The organism is Paenibacillus sp. 1182, assembly GCF_017833915.1.
Lineage (GTDB): Bacteria > Bacillota > Bacilli > Paenibacillales > Paenibacillaceae > Paenibacillus > Paenibacillus polymyxa_D.
In genome coordinates this window covers 108,544-128,228 of sequence record NZ_JAFICR010000007.1, presented here as the reverse complement: position 1 = coordinate 128,228, position 19,685 = coordinate 108,544, and the positions used below count along the sequence as shown (strand labels likewise).

Below are 19,685 nucleotides of genomic sequence, written 5' to 3'. Positions count from 1 at the left end.
GTACAAAGGAAAGAAAAGAGCGCTATAACTGTCAAAAGACGCATCAGGCTCCGCTGACACTTGTATTTCGGGGATCAAACGCCTGTACGAAAACGAACTGCGTAGTTTATAATGGAATGCAGCATAGATGATATACGAATATCATATACATTCTTGTATTCCGTTTGAATAAATTACCGGGAATAACGTTATAATGGTACAATGGCGACAAGGTTTTGGGGGTGGAAGAGAAGTTGGCCAATTTGCAGAACACCAAAAGAATAATGATCAGTTTGCCAGATCATCTCTTGCAGGAAGTGGACGGGATCGTAGCTATGGAAAATTCCAACCGCAGTGAATTTATCAGGCAGGCCATGAAGCTGTATGTAGGCGAACGTAAAAAACGTTACATTCGTGAAGCTATGCAGCGTGGATACATGGAAATGGCTAAAATTAACTTGACCATGGCATCCGAAGCCTTTCACGCGGAGGAAGATGCAAACAGCACCTTGGGCCGTACAGTTAGCGGGGTGTAATCCATATTGATCGTAAAGCGCGGCGACGTTTTTTTTGCAGACCTTTCACCCGTAGTCGGTTCCGAGCAAGGTGGCGTCAGACCTGTGCTGATCATTCAAAATGATATCGGCAACCGGTTTAGTCCTACCGTGATCGTGGCAGCTATCACCGCTCAGATTCAGAAGGCAAAGCTGCCTACACACGTGGAAATCGACGCGGCGACGCATGGCTTTGATCGTGATTCTGTTGTTCTTCTGGAGCAAATTCGGACGATCGACAAGCAAAGGCTTACCGACAAAATCACCCACTTAGATGAAGAAACTATGCGCAAAGTGAGCGATTCGCTACAAATCAGTCTCGGTTTGATTGATTTTTAGCGTGATGGAACGACGAGTGAAACGGGAAAAGGGCAGCGCTTGGGCGCTGTCCTTTTGCGTGTCTGATGAAAAATGCAGGTAGGGCTTGCTCTAACGGCACCTGCTGGCGCTTTGAATCATTTTTTGTGATAATGAAAGACAAGCTGTATGACAAGAGTTGTGAGGAAGAAGGGATAGGTTTGTCTAACGAGGAAACGAAGACGGAAATCCGGCAGGAGCCGAACGAAGCAGAACGCCAAGAGCGGATTGTCAAACAAGTGGCGAGAGAGCTGTCGCTGGCACTCAAGCAAATTCGGACAACGATCAGTTTGTTGGATGAAGGGAATACAATTCCTTTTATCGCGCGTTATCGTAAGGAAATGACAGGAGAGCTGGATGAAAATCAGCTACGTGAAATTGAAGATCGTGTAGTGTATTTGCGTAATCTGGAGGATCGTAAGGTAGAGGTCATCCGCATTATTGATGAGCAGGGCAAGCTGACGGAAGACCTGCAGGCGGCTATCACCTCTGCGGTTAAACTTCAGGAAGTGGAGGATCTGTACCGTCCGTATCGGCAAAAGCGCAAAACCCGCGCCAGTGTAGCAAAGGAACGGGGACTGGAGCCGCTGTCCATCTGGATCTGGAGCCAGCCGAAGCAGGGCGATGCTCTGAAAGAAGCCGAGTCTTATGTAAATGCGGAACTGGGAGTGGACAGCGCTGAGGCGGCCATCCAAGGAGCCTTGGACATTTTAGCTGAAAATATAGCGGATGATGCGGCTATTCGCCAATGGGTACGCCGATATACGCTGGACCATGGTATGCTGACCTCCGAAGCGAAGGACGCAGAGCAAGAATCCGTGTATGAGAACTACTACAGCTATCGTGAACTCGCTAAGAAAATGCCACCTCACCGTATTCTGGCGATTAATCGCGGGGAGCGGGAAGGCATTCTTAAGGTTGGTCTGGAGGTAGTGCCAGATTCTATTTACAATTACATGGCAGGCCAAGTGATTAAAGGATCGTCTGTCGTGCAAGATCTGCTGCGCAGTGTCATTGAGGATGCGTATAAAAGACTTATCGCGCCGTCTATCGAGCGTGAAGTGCGCGCTGAAATGACGGAGAAGGGCGAGCAGCAGGCGATCTCCATTTTTGCAGGCAACTTGCGCAGCCTGTTGCTACAGGCTCCGATCAAGGGCCGACGTGTGCTCGGTGTCGATCCGGCCTATCGGACAGGCTGCAAGCTGGCGGTTGTCGATGACACCGGCAAGCTGCTCGAAGTGGCTGTGACGTATCCGACACCACCGAACAACAAGAAGCGCGAGGCTGCTGAAAAGTTCAAGCAGCTGATTGCCCAATACGGGATCGAATTGATTGTCATTGGTAACGGAACCGCTTCGCGCGAGACAGAGCAATTCGTAGCGGAAGTCATCGCGGACATTGGTGACAGCAGTCTAGCGTATCTGATCGTCAATGAGGCGGGCGCAAGCGTATACTCTGCCTCCAAGCTGGCACAGGAGGAATTTCCCGATTTGGACGTGGCCGAGCGCAGTGCGGCTTCCATCGCACGTCGTGTGCAGGACCCGCTGGCTGAGTTGGTCAAGATTGAGCCGAAGGCTATTGGTGTAGGCCAATACCAGCATGATGTGTCGCAGAAACATCTGGATGAAAGCTTAAAGGACGTTGTCGAATCAGCCGTTAACCATGTCGGTGTAGATGTGAACACGGCTTCCTCTGCGCTGTTATCCTATGTAGCAGGGATCAATGCGACGATTGCCAAAAACATCGTTAAGTACCGCGAGGAAAACGGTAAATTCAGCAACCGTCGTCAGTTGCAGAAGGTGCCGCGTCTTGGTGCAAAAACCTACGAGCAATCTGTTGGCTTTATCCGTATACCGGGTGGAGAAAATCCGCTGGATCGCACACCGATTCACCCTGAATCCTATGCTGTCGTAGACCGCCTGTTGGCGGAACTGGCCATCAATGCCCACGATCTGGGCACCAAGGCTGCAACGGAAGCACTGAACGTGTCCAACATTGACGAATTGGCTGCGAAGCTGGAAGTCGGCGTGCCGACACTGAAGGATATTCTGGACAGTCTCCAGCGTCCGGGCCGTGACCCGCGTGACGAGCTGCCGTTGCCGGTATTCCGCAAGGATGTGCTGAAGATCGAGGATCTGGCACCGGGTATGGAGCTTCAGGGAACCGTCCGCAATGTCATTGATTTTGGCGCGTTTGTCGATATCGGTATTAAAAGTGACGGGTTGGTTCATATTTCACAGCTGCGCAGTGGCTTCGTAAAGCATCCGATGGATGTCGTATCTGTCGGTGATAACGTAACGGTGTGGGTGTTAAATGTTGATTTGAAAAAAGGCAGGGTTGGTCTGACGATGAAACCTCCTGCAGAGGCGCAATCGCAGGCATAATACTTTAAATAAAACTGTGCAACCTTCTTGTGAAGGGTTAACAAAAGCCGGAATCTCCGAACTGCATCGGAGATTCCGGCTTTCATTTTGGATGCATTTAGCTTTTACCCGTTGTTGGCATCGAACTCCACGCCAGGTGCTTTATGATAAAAAAACCAACAATCGTTCAACAGTTTAATTTGGCGCCGGTCCTTTTTGTAAAAGGCCCGCATGAGCTGATTGCTGAGCCATTGAGGCAAGCCGATCTCCTCCTCTGCGTTACATCTGTATGCTTAGCATATGGGGTGGGTACCTAAAGTGTGCTTATGAATTGGGGGTTAGACTTCGGTCGTTATTTTATAATATGCTTGTCAGTAAGGAGCGAAGGAGGAGAGACCGTAAGGATGGAGTCCAAGTCCCTGAACAATTCAATGAACCATTCAATGAGCCATTCTATGAGTAATGAAGAGCTTCAAGAATGGGTAGAGCGCATTTCGCTGGAGAGCTTCGGTGTGCCGTTTCGACATCAAGCCACCTTTAATGCACGTCTGTCTTCCACAGGCGGTAGGTATTTTATGAAAAGTCATCATATTGAAATTAATCCACATCAACTCGCAGCTTACGGACGTTCTGAGGTGGAGAAAATTATTAAGCATGAGCTGTGCCATTATCATTTACATTTGCGCGGGATGGGCTATCAGCATCGAGATGCTGACTTCAAAGCATGGTTGGCCCGTGTAGGAGGAAGCAGGCATTGTCAGACTCTGCCGGGAAGAACGGAACGTAAGCCTCAGCCTTATCGTTACAAGCTAGTATGCGTTTCCTGTAAACAGGAGTATATGCGCAAGCGTAAGATGAATACACAGCGATATCGCTGTGGGAAATGTGGAGGTAAGCTTCGCCTGTTGGCACTTGACGGCACCCCCTGAATCATGGTAAATTAACCATACTGTAAGATAATTTACAGTAATGTTCCCTGATAGCTCAGTTGGTAGAGCACTCGACTGTTAATCGAGTTGTCACAGGTTCGAGTCCTGTTCGGGGAGCCATGGAGAGGTACCCAAGTGGCTATAAGGGGACCCTCTGCTAAGGGGTTAGGCTGCGAAAGCGGTGCGAGGGTTCGAATCCCTCTCTCTCCGTTGGTATTTTAAGTAGAAAAAGGACGCTCGTATGCATTGTAATGATGCTTGCAAGCGTCCTTTTTGTCTAGATCTGCTTTGAAAATAACGGTGGACTGAAATTCGTTTAAATGGAGAGACGAACGTGCTGCGTACGCCATGAAGCGACGTCAACCTGTCTTGTAAGCAGCCAATGACTTCTATTTCACAGTGTCAGCCTCAACTGTCTTAAGTATGTTCAACAGAGCATGAGCGACGCCATCTTCCGTATTAGTCAGAGTCACTTCGGAGCAGACGGCCTTAATGTCGTCTTTTGCATTGCCCATGGCAATGCCTCTTCCTGCCATTGTCAGCATGGAGATATCGTTGTAACTGTCCCCAATCGCTACAGCTTCCTGCATGGGAATGCTCAGATGATTCGCCAGATAACGCAATGCATTACCTTTAGACGCGTCCTTATGCTCGACTTCAAAGTTACGGTCTGAAGAGATGACCATGTTTAGGCCCTGAAAACTTTGGTAACGCTCACGGCCCCGATCCAATTTGGCTTGATCAAAGGAGAAACAAAGCACGTTATAAATCTCCACATCCAGTGGAATGTCCTCATATGAAGCGATGCGGGTATGCCCGGTCTGTTCATATTGTTTTTCGGCTGCGTGTAATAATGTATCTAGCGAAATATCCGGGTTGGCGCTCAGCAATCGATCCATTTCAACAGCAAGTAGCTGATGTCCGTTTTGTGGAGAATAAATAGCGCGGTCTGTCATGACCTCATAGTAAAAGTCGTTATCGTGCAGCCAGCTCAGCACTTCAAACGTTTCACTGCGGCCCATAGGAGTAGAGGTTAACTGACGACGATGCACATCGTGTACGGTTGCCCCGTTTGCTCCAATGACGGGAGTTATAAGTTCTGCTTCCTCTAGCTTTGTCCAGGCGTCATAAGCGGCTCTACCAGTGGCAATTGTCACCTGAACGCCTTGCTTTTGTGCTTGGCGTATAGCCTCCGCGTTCACTTTGCTTATTTTTCCTTCCTCGTTCAGCAGTGTTCCATCCATATCAATCGCAAACAGTTTCATTTCTCTCCAACTCCTGTCTTTCGATATCTCTGTGATAAATCTTGAGTTCTAGCTAAGCAGTCTCATATTTTATGAGGGGACAACAACTTCAATATCATGATGTTGCAAAATTTCCAGCATTGCTGGTTCTGGCAAGCGATCGGTGATCACGATATTAACTTCAGATAAATCAGCAAAACGATACGGGAAATTAATTCCGAATTTCGAATGGTCCGCAAGGATGATCACCTGATCCGCCTGTTTCATCATCTGATGCTTCAGCATACCGTCTTCTTCATGAATCAGGCTTAGTCCGTGAGATGATATGCCTCCAATCCCGATAAAAGCTTTGTCTACAAAATAGTGAGACAAAGTGGCGATTACGGACGAGCCATATACATACCGGTGCTCTTTTTGCAGGCGGCCTCCCAACAGATGAATGGAGACACCGTCTTTTCCAGATAGTACGTCGGCCTGATTAATTGAATTGGTGATAACCGAACATTCCTGCACATTCAGTCTTTCTGCACACGCCTGTACGGTGGTAGAGGAATCCAATATAATACGATCCCTATCTCGTACCATGTTGGCAGCCAATTGTCCGATCACTTGTTTCTCCTCAGATACAGTAAGCAGTCTTTCGTTATAATTTCCAATTGGATCGTGATGCAGTTTAGGGAGAAGGGCGCCGCCGCGGGTGCGAATAATTTTTTGATGCTCCTCAAGTTTTACCAGGTCTCGACGGGCCGTATCCCGTGAAACATTAAAAATTTCACAAATATCATCCACCGAAATACGCTTGTGAAGCTGTAAGTAATCAACGATTTTTAACATTCGTTCTTCCTGATACATAGAAAGCTCCTCTGATATATAATGATTTCGGTATCTCGTAAGTGATTATAAGTAAATGTAAGTGATATTGCAATCATTTATCATGATTTTTCAGGGATTAAATGATTCTAGATAAGTTAATGTAAGTGGACATGCATTTTGTAATGATAAAAACTGCTTTTTTTAAAATTTCAAAAATAAGTATTGCCATTTGTTATTCTATTTGATATACTCTTTCTTGTCGCCAAGTTGGCGCATAATAATAAGGCCCGTTGGTCAAGGGGTTAAGACACCTCCCTTTCACGGAGGTAACAGGGGTTCGAATCCCCTACGGGTCATTGTTGTCTTTATAGACTACATGTTGCATGCTTAAGGGAAATTCCTGAGGTCTGGTCTAATGGCGGACAGCTTGGATGAACAGCATGAGCCATTAGCTCAGTTGGTAGAGCACCTGACTTTTAATCAGGGTGTCGAAGGTTCGAGTCCTTCATGGCTCACCATTTATATTTTGTTATGCGGTCGTGGTGGAATGGCAGACACGCTATCTTGAGGGGGTAGTGAGCGTACGCTCGTGGAGGTTCGAGTCCTCTCGACCGCATCAATGGAATGAACGGAAAAGTCTCTCGCGGTAGAGGCTTTTTTTATTTGTGTAATGATGTAATAAAGTAATGATTATGATGAAATAATGATTCCATAGTATAATATAACGCCATAATGTTATAGAATGATAAGTATAAACTTATGAAGTGACGGTGAAAAATATGGACACTCAACTGTTAGGAAATATATCAGAAAATATTTTGGGCTTGTTTCCGATTGTGAAGAAGAAATTTTTCACCTACGGTCCGCTCGATTTCCCATTACACTTGTCGCCTAATAACTTTCAGGTGCTAATGCTCCTGCGTGAAGTACGTTCGTCTACGGTATCTGATTTATCCAAACAGCTCAATGTCTCACGTCCGAACATGACTCCTCTTCTGGACAAACTGGTGGAGCATGGGTTGGCTGACCGCCAGTCGTGTGATTCGGATCGCAGAGTCGTGAATGTGGCGATTACACAGGAAGGCGATGCTTTTTGTGAACAGGTATTTCATACCTTCTCCAATAAAATTCAAGAAAGACTGGTGTATCTGCCAGAAGAAGATTTATTGCATCTGAGTGAAACTTTGAATGAATTGAAGCATATTTTACTTAAAATCGACAACTCTGCTACGTGATTGGCGTAAGTGGACTGGCTTAAAGACCGCCCTTTCTTCGGAAAACAGGCGGTTTTTGTTGCGTGTTGTGGTATAATGGAAACCAACATACATAATTCGGTAATTTTAGCATACGTGATCTTTGAAATGGGAACAGAGAACATGATATCGTTATTTGAGAGCCTGCTAGGGAGGAAGGAACTTCTATGCAATCTATTTACCATCGCATCGAGGAACTCATCAAGGAACGGGGAATGACGAAAAAGGCGTTCTGCCAGCAGTTAGGCATTAGTACAGGGAACTTCGGGGATTGGAAAAGAGGAAAAACGACGCCGGGCACGAATAAACTCATTGAAATCGCTTCTTTTTTTGATGCGAGTCTGGACTGGATTATGCTGGGTCGAGATATACAGGGTGAGGTGCTAAAGGAGTCGCAAGACCCTTATTTTTTTGACGCTTCAGGGCAACTGAATTGCCAGGGGGAACCGCTTAGTGAGGCGGAAAGAAATTTTATACTTGAGTATATTGAATTTACCCGCTTTCGTAAAGAGAAAAACCAGCGCAATTCTACTATAGGGTAATGGTTGCTTAGGATTTAATGGGGATTACTAATGAGTAAGGCTGAAAAATGAAAATTATTTCAGAAAAAGTTACTGTTTCGGAGGGGAAACATTTTGGGAGATCAAACTATTTATCAACGGATTGAAGCTTTGATTAAAGATCGGGGAATGACCAAGAAGGCATTTTGTGAAAAGCTTAAAATCAGTTCAGGGAATCTCGGTGATTGGAGAAGGGGGAAAACAACGCCGGGTACCACTCATTTAATTCAGATTTCGGACTTTTTTAATGTATCGCTCGATTGGTTAATGAAAGGGATTAAGCCGGGAGAAGGCGTACTTCAGGAGCAGAAGGCTGCTTATTTTTTTGGAGTGATGGGGCCACTGAATTGCCAGGCAGAAGATCTTGAGACGGAAGAACAGAATTTTATTTTAGAATATGTTGAATTTGCGAAATATCGTAAGCAAAAAAGTGAGAAGGATAAAACAAAGCCGGAATGATTTTTTTGGCTAAAGATTGTCTGGGTTGAAAACCCGTAAACGAACTGGAGGGGTTCGCTTTACGGGTTTATTTGGTTTCTTGGTGATATGGAATGACCTGTATGTAACTGGAATGCTTGTTGGATTTAGAGTGGCGATGCCTCCTTATAATCGTTATCGTCGATGTTCAGAATTGCAGCAACTTGTTTTCTGTACCTTTGTGCTTTGCGGGTGCCGTGAATCAGATTGGACAAGCGTGAAGGCGGAATATTGTGTGTCTCACAAAATGTTTTCTGATCCAGTCGAAGTTCGACAAGCCGTTGTTTGATGGCCCACCCGAAGGAGGTGACAGGCATTTTGTTGTTCAAAAGAAATCGCCCCTTACGGATTCTTACGGAATAATTGGTGTGTTATAATAATCATCAGTAAACATGTTAGAATTAACCATCTGAAACTATGATACACTTTTATACGTGTTTTTACAATCGTAAATACGTTATTTCGTCAAATTAATTACTTAGTTAAGTGCTAGGTGGTTCTGATAATCCGTAAGGGGGCAACATTAATGCATAGTTCAGCAAGCGGTTATCTTTATGCAGGACGGTATTATTATCGCTCATATATGTAAGTTAAAATAATTATAATATTTTTGTTTACAAATAGTTGATGAGAGAGTATAATAAATCTGTTGCCTCAATACATTATGATTTGCGGTCGTGGTGGAATGGCAGACACGCTATCTTGAGGGGGTAGTGGGCGTACGCCCGTGGAGGTTCGAGTCCTCTCGACCGCATTATATGCAAGACCTAGTTAAAAAAGCATCCTGACACGGTTTACGTGAAAGGGTGCTTTTTTTGTTAAGCATTTTCGTTATATTCTTTAGCCACGGAAGCCACGGTTGCAACAGGTCGTTTATTAACTGTGATAATGAAGAATGTCAGTTTTGCTGCAAAAGCTTCTCTATATCTCCCGCCAGTTTATCTGGAGTGGTTTGCGGTGCATAGCGCTTAAACACGTTACCTTCTCTTGTAATTAAGAATTTAGTAAAATTCCATTTGATCGCTTTGGACCCTAATACCCCCGGAGCTGTTTGGGTCAGGTAGCGAAATAAGGGGTGTGCTTGATCGCCATTGACATCTGTCTTGGCGAACATCGGAAAGGTGACACCATAATTGATCTGGCAAAACTCGGAGATCTCCTCACTGGAACCTGGCTCTTGTTTGGCAAACTGGTTGCTGGGAAATCCCAAAATTTCGAGCCCCTGTTCATGATACTGGTCATATAGCTCTTGTAGCGCTTTGTATTGGGGGGTTAACCCACATTTGCTGGCAGTGTTCACGATAAGCAGAACGTTCCCTTCAAATGTGGATAACGGAATTTGTTTCCCTTGCAGGGTTTGCGCATCATATTCATAAACGGTCATAGCATCTCTCCTCATTCAATATTCAGCAATTAAATTTTAGACAATTTAAAGAAGGGTTGCAAGCCTGGAAAAGCTGTATAAAGCCTTCAGGCGCTGTAAAATCGTATTTTGCTCAAAACAGTAAATCGCACCGCAAATGGAGCGAATTAAGTTGTTTCTTCTTATAAAAGCGGGTTAAATCGGTGTTTAGCTGGTACATATAGCGTATTTTCTTCTCTTTTTACAAAAAAAGGCCAATAACGCTTTACCCTACGCCAATATTGACATGCTTGTCATTTTCAAAAAGGGATGAAAAACAGAGATTAAAGGAGATGTGAGAAGCATAGTTGCATTGTAAGCGTTATTATTAATCTTCTATGCTCTAAAGCCCGATTTATAACCCTGCAGTTGAGCTTTACAGTCTTCCATGCGCGGGTGTATGATTCAAGACGTAATTTCAAATTAACTTGAATGAAGCAACAACGAAATGTCTATAGCGCTGAATTTTGCAGTTGCAAAAGCGGGGGAACCAATCGAGACTGTACGGCTTCGGAAGCCGTGTGTCTCATGGGGTGAATTTTCCGGTCAAGTGCCAGAAATAGGGCGACTCTCACGTCCGAATCCGACAGCTAACCTCGTAAGCGTACAGGGAGAGGCAACAAACCGCCGTGTGCAGCCATGGTTTATTTTATCATGGATATGTCAGAAGCCGGAGGAAAGCCTTTTTCCTTCGGCTTCTTTTTGTTGTCTTTTTATACCGGGAGAGGAGCTACTGATGGAAGGTCGGTTAATTATTGTCACTGCACCGAATGAAGCGGGCAGAAGTTTTGTGAAATTGCTTATTTTCAAAAAATTGGCGTTTGCAGTTCTCACGAATAGCGCCCAGGAGGAACGACAGCTCAAAAAAATGGGTGTGGAGCACATTGTCCGCATCAATACCATGCAAGCGGGAAAATGGAATTTTCCAAAAAAAGAAATTGGTAGTGTGTATTTGTTCGAGAACAGCTTGAATCTGACTTGCCGTTTCCTGCAAATATGTCGACCACTAACATCGGAATCGATCTATGTTATTACACACGGCTGTAATCCACAAGGAATTTATCGGGGATTGGGAGCGGACCATGTGATCTACACATTGAACGGAGAGGTGGGTTTTCTGCTGAACGGATAAGCACTTATGACATAGTTGTTTTATGATTTTATGATGGAATAAGAATGGCGATCTGAGGATCGATACGGAGGGTATAAACATGATGGATATATACATGCTGCTCGTCATGGCTGTGAGTTATGGAGTGATACTGCTGTTTGTACGCTGGTGTGATGCGCAGACCTCTAAAGGAGGACGAAGAGGATGATCGTTATACTCGGGCTTACGGCTATTGTGTTTATGTATTTAATCTACGCACTCCTGAACCCTGAAAAGTTCTAGTCACTTGTAGGGATAGAGCGGGCGGGAACAACAGATCTGAGCATTAAAGCATCATTGGTAGCAGGTTTTCGCAAACGTGTGCACTTCATAGATGGTCTAATCGGGTCTGTTGTTCCAAACGCAGGAGCATTTTGAAGGAGGAATAGAGGATGGAGCTGCTTCAAATTGGAATTGTGATCGTTATATTGCTGCTCTTGGTAAAGCCAATGGGTACATATATGTATCATGTATTCTCGAATGAACCGAATCGAACGGATCGGATTTTTGGCAGAACAGAAAAGCTGATTTATAAGGTAGTAGGCTTGAAGAAAGTGGAGAGCATGCGTTGGACTACGTATGTTATGAGTTTCATTGCTACGAACGTCGTGCTTGTGGCAATCAGCTACTTGCTGTTGCGTTTACAGGGAATGCTTCCCGGTAATCCGGCTGGAAACAGTAATATGGAAGCATCACTAGCTTTTAATACGGTAATCAGCTTTATGACGAATACGAATCTCCAACATTATAGCGGAGAAAGCGGGCTTACGTATCTGACACAGATGGCGTTCGTCACGATGATGATGTTCACTTCGGCTGCTTCCGGTTTTTCGGTTGCTGCGGCTTTTATGAGAGGATTGACGCGGCGCGGTGAAGGGATGGGCAATTTCTTTCAAGATTTTATTAAAGCTATTATAAGGATTTTCCTGCCACTGGCCTTTGTGCTTACGCTGGTGCTGGTGGGATTGAAGATACCACAGACGCTACAGCCTACGGCGGATCTTACGACGCTGAGCGGAACACAACAGCAAATTTCTATGGGACCCATTGCTTCTCTGGAGTCCATCAAGCATTTGGGGACGAACGGGGGCGGTTATGCGGGAGCTAACTCTGCGCATCCTTTTGAAAATCCAAGTCCTTGGACGAACGTGCTGGAAATTTTGGCAATGTGGGTAATGCCGGCTTCGTTGCCGTATACCTTTGGATTGTTTGCCCGTAATCGTAAGCAGGGCTGGATTATTTTTAGCTCCATGATGGTATTGTTTCTAATTTTTCTATCCATTACGTATGTGTCTGAGAAGACAGGTAATCCGTTAATCCAGACACTGGGTGTGGATGCTTCTCAGGGAAGCATGGAAGGGAAAGAGGTTCGTTTCGGTATTGGACAATCGGCTTTATTCACTGCGGTCACAACAGCGGCAACGACAGGTTCGGTCAATAATATGCATGATACACTAACCCCGCTAGGTGGCATGGCTGCTTTGGGAGAAATGATGCTAAACGTCATTTTTGGCGGCAAGGGTGTCGGGCTGATGAATATGCTGATGTATGCGATTCTGGGTGTGTTTATATGCGGACTGATGGTCGGGAGAACTCCGGAATTTATGGGAAGGAAAATTGAAGGCAAGGAAATGAAGCTGATCGCCATTGCCATTTTGGTACATCCGTTTCTCATTCTCGCCCCAACTGCGCTTGCGTTTATGAGTCATTGGGGATATGATGCGGTCACTAACCCTGGCTATCACGGGTTGACTCAGGTGCTCTATGAATATGCGTCATCTGCCGCAAATAATGGTTCGGGGTTTGAAGGTCTTTCAGATAACAACGTATTCTGGAATGTAACAACGGGGATGGTTATGTTCTTCGGGCGATATGTATCTATGATTGCATTGTTGGCTGTGGCGGCTTCGTTGAATGCCAAAGCGCCGACTCCGGTGACGACGGGGACACTGCGCACGGACAACAAGTTATTTGGAGCCATTCTGATCGGGGTCGTGCTGCTGATTGGTGCGTTGACCTTTTTACCTGTCATCGTATTGGGACCTGTTGCTGAATTTTTGACCATGTGAAGAAGAAAATGAGAATGGATGAACGGGGTGTTTGACCATGAAGGAACAACGCAAACACATGCTGGACAGAAGCATCTTGAAGCATGCGATCAAGGATAGCTTTATAAAATTAAATCCGATGATGATGATGAAAAATCCTGTCATGTTCGTCGTGGAGATCGGTACATTGGTCGTGCTGCTAATGTTACTGTTTCCCGGTTATTTTGGAACTGACAAGGAAATAGGCTTTAACCTGGCCGTGTTTGTTATTCTGTTGTTTACGTTGCTTTTTGCCAACTTTGCCGAAGCGCTCGCGGAGGGGCGGGGTAAGGCACAAGCTGCCTCTTTAAAAAAATCCAAGCAGGACACGCAAGCTAACAAGCTCGTCGGAAATGACATTCAGGTGGTTAGCTCAACCGAGTTGCGTAAGGGGGACGTAGTTATTGTCTCCCAGGGTGAAATGATTCCAAGCGATGGTGAGGTCATTGAAGGTTTGGCTTCGGTGGATGAATCTGCAATTACGGGAGAATCGGCTCCGGTCATCAAGGAATCGGGTGGTGATTTTTGCTCGGTAACCGGCGGAACGCGAGTGGTTAGTGACCGGATTAAGGTGCGGATTACGACAGAGCCGGGCGAGACATTTATTGATAAAATGATTTCGCTCGTGGAAGGCGCTCAGCGGCAAAAAACGCCGAATGAGATTGCGCTGAACACTTTGCTGATTAGCTTGACGATTATTTTTCTAATTGTGGTGGTTACGCTAGCGCCGATTGCCCGTCATTTTAACATTGATTTGCCTGTTCCTGTGCTGATTTCGTTGCTAGTCTGTCTGATTCCAACCACGATTGGAGGACTGTTGTCAGCCATCGGGATTGCCGGTATGGACCGGGTCACCCAGTTTAATGTGCTAGCCATGTCAGGCAAGGCGGTAGAAGCTTCTGGGGATATCAACACGATGATTCTGGATAAAACAGGTACAATCACCTTCGGGAACCGGATGGCGAGTGAATTCGTGCCTGTAGAGGGCGTGGAGAAGGCAGAGCTAGTGAAGTGGGCAGCGACTAGCTCTATGAAGGATGAGACGCCAGAGGGTCGCTCGGTTCTCGAGTTGATGCGCAAACAGGAGCATACGTTGGATGAATCCTTGGCGGCAGGTGGAACCTTTATCGAATTCAAGGCGGAGACCCGGATGAGTGGTCTGGATCTGGCCGATGGACGAAAGGTACGCAAGGGCGCAGTGGATTCCGTTCGGCAATGGATCGTATCGCAAAATGGCAGTGTTCCAGCCGATCTGGAGGAAAAAGCGAATCAGGTAGCCTCTGAAGGAGGTACACCGTTGGCAGTCGCGCTAGATGATCAGATATACGGTATTATTTATTTAAAGGATACAGTGAAGCCAGGCATGAAGGAACGGTTTGATCAGCTCCGGGAAATGGGTATCCGTACGATCATGTGTACCGGAGATAATCCGCTGACAGCAGCTACAATTGCTCGAGAAGCGGGTGTGGACGACTTTGTAGCTGAGAGCAAGCCGGAGGACAAAATCGCGGTTATCCGACGTGAGCAGGAACAGGGTAAGCTGGTTGCCATGACTGGAGACGGCACCAATGATGCACCTGCGTTGGCGCAAGCCGATGTAGGTCTTGCCATGAATAGCGGCACAGTCGCGGCCAAAGAAGCGGCTAATATGGTGGACTTGGATTCCGATCCGTCCAAAATTATTGAGGTGGTCGCGATCGGCAAGCAGCTGCTTATGACGCGCGGAGCATTGACAACGTTCAGCATTGCGAACGATGTTGCCAAATATTTTGCCATCATCCCGGCGATGTTCATGCTAGCCATTCCACAAATGGGCGCTTTGAACGTCATGGGGCTTGGCTCCCCGCTGTCCGCTATTTTGTCGGCGTTGATCTTTAACGCGGTTATTATTCCGCTTTTGATTCCGCTGGCCATGAAGGGCGTGAAGTATAAGCCGATGAGCTCGGATCGCCTGCTGGGACGGAATTTGCTGATTTACGGTCTGGGCGGTATGGTCGTACCGTTTGTCGGTATAAAGGCCATTGATTTGCTGGTGCATTTGTGGATTTAGCGCAGAAAGGGTGAACGACATGAGTGGTTTTTATCGGATGATGTCTGGACGCAGATTTGCTGCACACGAAAAAGCTGAATCTGGCGGACAAGGTCATAACAAACATACAGGGACCGGGACTGTGTCGGAAGGAAAACCGGAGAGACAAGAGATGCGAGGAAGTACAGTTATTGGAGTGGCTTTGCGAACTTCGGTGCTGATGATTCTCTTGTGCGGTTTGGCATATCCGCTAGCCAGTACAGGAATAGCGCAGGTTCTGTTTCCGCAGCAAGCAAACGGCAGTATGCTTCGTGACGCGGAGGAGCGGGTGGTCGGCTCCGAACTGATTGGGCAGTCTTTCACTGATTCGGCGTTTTTTCAAGGTCGGGTATCGAGCGTTGATTATAATGGGGTTGGTTCAGGCTCTAGTAACTACGCACCGTCGAATCCGGCCTTGATACAGCGAGTCAAGGACTCTATTGCGGATTGGCAGAAGCATAACCCGGATGTGCCTGTTAGTCAGGTTCCGGTGGACCTGATTACGAACTCCGGCTCCGGTCTGGACCCACACATCTCGCCACAGGCTGCATGGGTGCAAATTCCGCGCATTAGCGGCTTGACGGGTATCCCGCAGGATCAACTGAGAGCACTGGTGCAGGAGCAGACAGAAGGCCGCAGCGCCGGCGTGTTCGGCGAGCCGCGTGTCAACGTGCTCAAGCTGAATCTCGCGCTTGAGGCGCAAATGAAAGTAGAGCATGTCAAGCCATAGATGGATCAAAAAAAGGTATTCCTGAGCGATAAGCTTGAGGGATACCTTTTTTTCAGGGACTGGAATGCTCTGTGGTGTAAAAATATGTAATAAAATGTTTTATTTCTTATGGGGATATGAATTTTTGGCTTTCCTTAAGGTTGAAGCGAGTACGAACATGTATATAAATACAATAATGCCTATGATTAAATAAGAGAACTTAATATTCATTAGATCCGTGAGAGTACTGCTCAAAATAGGGCCGATCATTAGGCCAATCGAGTATGCCGTGTTATAGAGTGCAAAAGTAATTCCATAAGAATGAATTCCACTTCGTTGAGAGATATCAGCAAGTTGAGGTAAGCAGGGAGCAAGGACCATACCCATGCTAACCCCTAAAATAGCTAAAATAACAGCTTGAAGCGATAATATTGCTGGAAGTGCAGTTAGAGGAAGTGCGATGGATACCATAAGTAGACCGAGGAGAATTCCGTTTTTATAGCCGATTTTACTAGAAAACTGTCCTATAAAAGGTGTTGCCAGGCCATAAGCAAGCGTGGGAATAGCAAATAATAATCCAATAATTCCTGGGTTAGCGCTAAATTTGTGCTGTAGGTGTAACGGTAATGTTGGCTCAAGTACGCTTGGGATGGATGCGCCGATAATCACCACTCCAATAACCAAAAGCAAATCTTTATTTTTCATGAACGAGAAAGGGGAAATATACTTTTCATTTTTCGCTTCCGGAATATCATGCAGGAGAATTAGTCGAAGTACAGCATCGATGACGGCCAAGGAGATGGCAAAGTAAAAAGGAAGCTGGTAACTTCCCCATTGATACAACCAACCGCCAATTGTCGGTCCGAGAAGGGTTCCGGCGGCTTGACCGGATAATGCCAAGCCCATAGCTTTACCACGTTCTTCAGAAGGGTATAGATCAGCCAAGAGAGCGAGTCCTGCTGTCCAGGTCATTGCGGCTGCTATTCCCTGAAGAGCGCGTGCCACTACAAGTAGCCAGAAAGTGTGGGCTATGGCAAACATTAAAGTGGAGGCTATGAGTCCAATTAACCCCCATAATAGAGGTGTCTTTCTCCCAATCCGATCCGTTAATAGGCCAAAAACAGGTGTAGCTATAAATAATGCGATTGCATAACTGCTGAATAAAAATCCGATTTCAGTTTGAGTTGCGCCCAAAGAATCTGCATACCTTGGCAAAATGGGAACGACTAATCCATAGATTAACATATCAATGAATACAGCTAATCCGACAACCATTAGTGCAGCTTTTTGCTTATTTTGTGCTCCTTTACTCAGTTTCATTATTACATCCTCCTCATAAATTTCTTCTGATTTCCTCTTTAATTTGTTTGACAAATTTTAATTGAAGCTCACATTGATCATAAATATTTCTGAAAATTAACATAACGTTTACAGGGATATCCATAAGTTCAGCTTTTTGTTCTTGCCCTAGTTTCATTTCTTTATAGATTTTTTCGATGGCTTGCTGCTGGAAACTTAAAGCTTCCTCAATTTCATGGAGCCCAGCCTCATTCATAAAAGTTAAAGCTGTGTACAGTGCTGTTGGAAATACAACAGAAGATTCCTTAAATGATTCGATTAAAAGCCGACTAAACTCACTTTTTCCAGCCTCCGTGATAGCATATATAGCTTTGGACCGGTTCCCTGTCTGTTCTAACGTTTCTAGCTGTACAATTCCTTCTGAATCCATTTTTTTTAAGGCATGATATATGGAAGCTGGTTGCACATAAGCCCATTTATCCGTTTGTGCTGATTGCATTTTCTGTTGTATTTCGTATCCTGACATTGCTCCATATTGCAGCAAGAGCCCAAGAACCATCACACGTGTTGTACTCAAGATAATATCTCCTCCATATAGTTTAATAATAAACTTTTAATACTAAACATTTAGTATTGTGATTTTACTGTAGCATTACAAACTAAGGAAGTAAAGAATTTTACTTAAATGAATAGACATACAATTGAAAATTGGTAATATGACTTTTGAAGTTAAAAAGAGCTTTTGAAAAGCAATACGAACAGGGTTCGTAAGTAAGGGGAGCGCTCTACAACTCGGGAATATTCGATCCGTGTCGGGTAAGGAGATCATGAGAGCATGCTTGATGTTAGATTTGTGGAAAAGAATGCGGAGCTAAGCATAAAGAAAAGAGATATCACTACGCCTTTTATGGCGTTTTGGATATCTCCTGTTTTGGGTGTAGCTAGGCGTCTGTAAGCATTATTGTTCAACCTGAAATCGTTTGGATGATGAGTACTACATTCAAGATGATAATGACTGCGGTCACGAGCCAGGTTAGTACTTTTTGCCACATTTTATTTGCGAATTCGCCCATAATCTTTTTGTCGCTGGTAAAGAGCAGTAATGGAATGATGGCAAAGGGAAGCTGGATGGACAGGATGACCTGGCTCAGCACAAGCAGTTCCTCCGCACCTTTTTCACCTGCGATGGCAGTGACGATGACCGCTGGAATGATCGCGATGAGGCGGGTCACCAGACGACGCAACCAAGGTGAAAGACGAAGATTCAAAAAGCCCTCCATCACGATTTGCCCGGCTAAAGTGCCTGTTACGGTTGAATTTTGCCCTGAGGCGAGTAACGCTACCCCAAATAGTATGCTCGCCAGTGTGGTTCCCAGTAGGGGCGAAAGCAGATAGTAGGCATCGCTAATTTCGGCTACATCTGTTCTTCCTGCCGTATGGAATACAGCAGCTGCCACGATCAAGATGGCGGCATTAATAAATAATGCGAACATCAGCGCTATACTGGAATCCCAAGTTGCAAATGTAATAGCTTCCCGTTTACCTGCTGAAGTCTGCTCAAATTTGCGAGTTTGTACAATAGAAGAATGCAGATACAGGTTATGCGGCATTACGGTAGCACCCATAATACCGATAGCAATATACAGCATGCTTGGATTCGTCAAAATTTGCGAGTCTGGTACAAAGCCACCCAATACGCCGCCCCATTCCGGTTGTGCCAAAATGAGATTAATGCCAAAACAGCCGGCAATCGTCGCCATCAGTACAATGACGAGGGTTTCCAATGCCCGAAAGCCTTTGTTTTGCAGCAGTAAAATGAGCATAACATCAAATGCGGTAATGATAACTCCGTATAGTAACGGTAGACCAAACAGCAACTTCAGCGCAATGGCTGAACCGATGACCTCGGCTAAATCCATGGCTGCTATGGCAATTTCGCACAAGAGCCATAAGCCGATCGCGACAGGACGACTGTAGGCATCACGGCACATTTGAGCCAAATCTTTACCTGTGGCAATGCCAAGCTTGCCAGATAAGGCTTGCAGCAGGATGGCCATCAGGTTGGAGATTAGAATGACACTAAGCAACGTGTAGCCGAATTTTGATCCGCCAGCGATGTCTGTGGCCCAGTTGCCGGGGTCCATATAGCCGACTGCGACCATATAGCCGGGTCCAGCAAAGGCAAGAAACTTCCGAAACCAGGTCCCGTCTTTTGGGATGCTCAAGGAACGATTCACTTCCGACAGTGAAGCGATTTCCGCGAAGTTGCCCTTTATATTTTTCATACGCTTCACCTTCTTTATGGATGTTAAAATATATTATTAGTGACATAACGATTGTGTTATCCCTATTGTACACTCCCAATAGTTTTTGTCTAGTACAACTTTTGTGTGGTCAAGCAAGTTAATCGTATTTTTGAAGCAATATGGCCATCGTATAAG

General features: G+C 45.6%; 20 protein-coding genes, 6 tRNA genes and 1 riboswitch. Of the genes, 18 read left to right on the top strand and 8 right to left on the bottom strand.

The genetic code is table 11. The features are described 5' to 3' along the window. The first annotated feature begins 233 nt into the window (after window positions 1-233). The 3 genes from JOD82_RS15680 (at window position 234) to JOD82_RS15670 (ending at window position 3,274) form a co-directional block, all read left to right on the top strand. Entirely contained in the window at window positions 234-515 is a 282-nt protein-coding gene (locus tag JOD82_RS15680; RefSeq protein WP_007429334.1) for a CopG family ribbon-helix-helix protein, read from the top strand. 6 nt (window positions 516-521) lie between these two features. Beyond that, window positions 522-872 (top strand): type II toxin-antitoxin system PemK/MazF family toxin, encoded by a 351-nt coding sequence (locus JOD82_RS15675; protein WP_007429335.1) that lies wholly within the window; start codon window positions 522-524, stop codon window positions 870-872. Window positions 873-1,051: 179 nt separating this feature from the next. After that, window positions 1,052-3,274 (top strand): Tex family protein, encoded by a 2,223-nt coding sequence (locus JOD82_RS15670; RefSeq protein ID WP_029516344.1) that lies wholly within the window; start codon window positions 1,052-1,054, stop codon window positions 3,272-3,274. A gap of 104 nt (window positions 3,275-3,378) precedes the next feature. On the opposite strand, the gene cmpA is transcribed toward JOD82_RS15670, so the two are convergent. After that, window positions 3,379-3,513, bottom strand: coding sequence for a cortex morphogenetic protein CmpA (gene cmpA / locus JOD82_RS15665; protein ID WP_007429337.1), 135 nt, complete (start codon window positions 3,511-3,513; stop codon window positions 3,379-3,381). Between the two features lie 144 nt (window positions 3,514-3,657). Here cmpA and JOD82_RS15660 point away from each other — a divergent pair, with 144 nt between their 5' ends. The 3 genes from JOD82_RS15660 to JOD82_RS15650 all read left to right on the top strand — a co-directional run bounded on the left by JOD82_RS15660 (window position 3,658) and on the right by JOD82_RS15650 (window position 4,392). Continuing rightward, window positions 3,658-4,182 carry a SprT family protein gene (locus tag JOD82_RS15660; protein WP_069011132.1) on the top strand — a complete coding sequence of 175 codons (525 nt, stop codon included), beginning with the start codon at window positions 3,658-3,660 and terminating at the stop codon, window positions 4,180-4,182. Window positions 4,183-4,226: 44 nt separating this feature from the next. Then, window positions 4,227-4,302, top strand: a tRNA-Asn gene (locus JOD82_RS15655). A 1-nt stretch (window position 4,303) separates the two neighbouring features. Beyond that, window positions 4,304-4,392: transfer RNA gene (locus JOD82_RS15650), tRNA-Ser, on the top strand. A gap of 179 nt (window positions 4,393-4,571) precedes the next feature. Here the strand turns inward: JOD82_RS15650 and JOD82_RS15645 are convergent. Together JOD82_RS15645 and JOD82_RS15640 are read right to left on the bottom strand one after the other, a co-directional pair. Further along, window positions 4,572-5,447 (bottom strand): Cof-type HAD-IIB family hydrolase, encoded by an 876-nt coding sequence (locus JOD82_RS15645; protein WP_029516346.1) that lies wholly within the window; start codon window positions 5,445-5,447, stop codon window positions 4,572-4,574. Between the two features lie 69 nt (window positions 5,448-5,516). After that, on the bottom strand, window positions 5,517-6,278 hold the full coding sequence (locus JOD82_RS15640) for a DeoR/GlpR family DNA-binding transcription regulator (protein WP_029516347.1): 762 nt from the start codon (window positions 6,276-6,278) through the stop codon (window positions 5,517-5,519). Between the two features lie 245 nt (window positions 6,279-6,523). Between JOD82_RS15640 and JOD82_RS15635 the strand changes: the two genes are divergently transcribed. From JOD82_RS15635 to JOD82_RS15610, 6 genes are all read left to right on the top strand, one after another. After that, window positions 6,524-6,595: transfer RNA gene (locus tag JOD82_RS15635), tRNA-Glu, on the top strand. Between the two features lie 86 nt (window positions 6,596-6,681). After that, window positions 6,682-6,757 (top strand) — tRNA-Lys (locus tag JOD82_RS15630). 15 nt (window positions 6,758-6,772) lie between these two features. Next, a tRNA-Leu gene (locus JOD82_RS15625) sits at window positions 6,773-6,855 on the top strand. A gap of 163 nt (window positions 6,856-7,018) precedes the next feature. Further along, the gene (locus JOD82_RS15620; RefSeq protein ID WP_023987598.1) at window positions 7,019-7,474 is read left to right on the top strand and encodes a MarR family winged helix-turn-helix transcriptional regulator; all 456 of its coding nucleotides are present in this window, start codon (window positions 7,019-7,021) and stop codon (window positions 7,472-7,474) included. Window positions 7,475-7,659: 185 nt separating this feature from the next. Then, a complete protein-coding gene (locus tag JOD82_RS15615) occupies window positions 7,660-8,034 on the top strand; it encodes a helix-turn-helix domain-containing protein (protein ID WP_069012207.1) in 375 nt (124 codons plus the stop codon). Window positions 8,035-8,127: 93 nt separating this feature from the next. Then, a complete protein-coding gene (locus JOD82_RS15610) occupies window positions 8,128-8,511 on the top strand; it encodes a helix-turn-helix domain-containing protein (RefSeq protein ID WP_013309253.1) in 384 nt (127 codons plus the stop codon). 125 nt (window positions 8,512-8,636) lie between these two features. Here the strand turns inward: JOD82_RS15610 and JOD82_RS15605 are convergent, their stop codons facing one another. Continuing rightward, window positions 8,637-8,858, bottom strand: coding sequence for a hypothetical protein (locus JOD82_RS15605; RefSeq protein ID WP_029516349.1), 222 nt, complete (start codon window positions 8,856-8,858; stop codon window positions 8,637-8,639). Between the two features lie 342 nt (window positions 8,859-9,200). Here JOD82_RS15605 and JOD82_RS15600 point away from each other — a divergent pair. Beyond that, window positions 9,201-9,283: transfer RNA gene (locus JOD82_RS15600), tRNA-Leu, on the top strand. A gap of 144 nt (window positions 9,284-9,427) precedes the next feature. Here the strand turns inward: JOD82_RS15600 and JOD82_RS15595 are convergent. After that, complete coding sequence (locus JOD82_RS15595; RefSeq protein WP_069012206.1) at window positions 9,428-9,913, bottom strand: glutathione peroxidase; 486 nt, start codon at window positions 9,911-9,913, stop codon at window positions 9,428-9,430. A 466-nt stretch (window positions 9,914-10,379) separates the two neighbouring features. Further along, window positions 10,380-10,552: riboswitch (cyclic di-AMP (ydaO/yuaA leader) on the top strand. Between the two features lie 115 nt (window positions 10,553-10,667). On the opposite strand from JOD82_RS15595, the gene JOD82_RS15590 reads away from it, so the two are divergent. The 5 genes from JOD82_RS15590 to kdpC all read left to right on the top strand — a co-directional run bounded on the left by JOD82_RS15590 (window position 10,668) and on the right by kdpC (window position 15,966). Next, window positions 10,668-11,063, top strand: coding sequence for a hypothetical protein (locus tag JOD82_RS15590; RefSeq protein ID WP_023987603.1), 396 nt, complete (start codon window positions 10,668-10,670; stop codon window positions 11,061-11,063). Window positions 11,064-11,246: 183 nt separating this feature from the next. Next, complete coding sequence (locus JOD82_RS29780) at window positions 11,247-11,324, top strand: potassium-transporting ATPase subunit F (RefSeq protein ID WP_071559652.1); 78 nt, start codon at window positions 11,247-11,249, stop codon at window positions 11,322-11,324. 149 nt (window positions 11,325-11,473) lie between these two features. Beyond that, a complete protein-coding gene (gene kdpA / locus JOD82_RS15580; protein ID WP_029516351.1) occupies window positions 11,474-13,150 on the top strand; it encodes a potassium-transporting ATPase subunit KdpA in 1,677 nt (558 codons plus the stop codon). Window positions 13,151-13,187: 37 nt separating this feature from the next. Further along, a complete protein-coding gene (kdpB, locus tag JOD82_RS15575; protein ID WP_029516352.1) occupies window positions 13,188-15,218 on the top strand; it encodes a potassium-transporting ATPase subunit KdpB in 2,031 nt (676 codons plus the stop codon). A gap of 19 nt (window positions 15,219-15,237) precedes the next feature. Then, window positions 15,238-15,966: a potassium-transporting ATPase subunit KdpC gene (kdpC, locus tag JOD82_RS15570; RefSeq protein WP_069012205.1), complete on the top strand. Its 729-nt coding sequence runs from the start codon at window positions 15,238-15,240 to the stop codon at window positions 15,964-15,966. A gap of 99 nt (window positions 15,967-16,065) precedes the next feature. Here the strand turns inward: kdpC and JOD82_RS15565 are convergent, their stop codons facing one another. The 3 genes from JOD82_RS15565 to JOD82_RS15555 form a co-directional block, all read right to left on the bottom strand. Beyond that, window positions 16,066-17,265, bottom strand: a complete 1,200-nt coding sequence (locus JOD82_RS15565) for an MFS transporter (protein ID WP_069012204.1) — start codon at window positions 17,263-17,265, stop codon at window positions 16,066-16,068. A 13-nt stretch (window positions 17,266-17,278) separates the two neighbouring features. Next, window positions 17,279-17,821 carry a PadR family transcriptional regulator gene (locus JOD82_RS15560; RefSeq protein ID WP_069012203.1) on the bottom strand — a complete coding sequence of 181 codons (543 nt, stop codon included), beginning with the start codon at window positions 17,819-17,821 and terminating at the stop codon, window positions 17,279-17,281. A 388-nt stretch (window positions 17,822-18,209) separates the two neighbouring features. Continuing rightward, window positions 18,210-19,529 carry an Nramp family divalent metal transporter gene (locus tag JOD82_RS15555; RefSeq protein WP_069012202.1) on the bottom strand — a complete coding sequence of 440 codons (1,320 nt, stop codon included), beginning with the start codon at window positions 19,527-19,529 and terminating at the stop codon, window positions 18,210-18,212. Window positions 19,530-19,685: the final 156 nt, after the last annotated feature.

Bases quoted from the DNA above. Each gene is read 5' to 3' on its own strand.
- JOD82_RS15660 (WP_069011132.1), top strand. From the start codon at position 3,658: ATGGAGTCCAAGTCCCTGAACAATTCAATGAACCATTCAATGAGCCAT.
- JOD82_RS15645 (WP_029516346.1), bottom strand. From the start codon at position 5,447: ATGAAACTGTTTGCGATTGATATGGATGGAACACTGCTGAACGAGGAA.
- JOD82_RS15640 (WP_029516347.1), bottom strand. From the start codon at position 6,278: ATGTATCAGGAAGAACGAATGTTAAAAATCGTTGATTACTTACAGCTT.
- JOD82_RS15620 (WP_023987598.1), top strand. From the start codon at position 7,019: ATGGACACTCAACTGTTAGGAAATATATCAGAAAATATTTTGGGCTTG.
- JOD82_RS15615 (WP_069012207.1), top strand. From the start codon at position 7,660: ATGCAATCTATTTACCATCGCATCGAGGAACTCATCAAGGAACGGGGA.
- JOD82_RS15595 (WP_069012206.1), bottom strand. From the start codon at position 9,913: ATGACCGTTTATGAATATGATGCGCAAACCCTGCAAGGGAAACAAATT.
- JOD82_RS15590 (WP_023987603.1), top strand. From the start codon at position 10,668: ATGGAAGGTCGGTTAATTATTGTCACTGCACCGAATGAAGCGGGCAGA.
- JOD82_RS29780 (WP_071559652.1), top strand. From the start codon at position 11,247: ATGATCGTTATACTCGGGCTTACGGCTATTGTGTTTATGTATTTAATC.
- kdpA (WP_029516351.1), top strand. From the start codon at position 11,474: ATGGAGCTGCTTCAAATTGGAATTGTGATCGTTATATTGCTGCTCTTG.
- kdpB (WP_029516352.1), top strand. From the start codon at position 13,188: ATGAAGGAACAACGCAAACACATGCTGGACAGAAGCATCTTGAAGCAT.
- kdpC (WP_069012205.1), top strand. From the start codon at position 15,238: ATGAGTGGTTTTTATCGGATGATGTCTGGACGCAGATTTGCTGCACAC.
- JOD82_RS15565 (WP_069012204.1), bottom strand. From the start codon at position 17,265: ATGAAACTGAGTAAAGGAGCACAAAATAAGCAAAAAGCTGCACTAATG.
- JOD82_RS15555 (WP_069012202.1), bottom strand. From the start codon at position 19,529: ATGAAAAATATAAAGGGCAACTTCGCGGAAATCGCTTCACTGTCGGAA.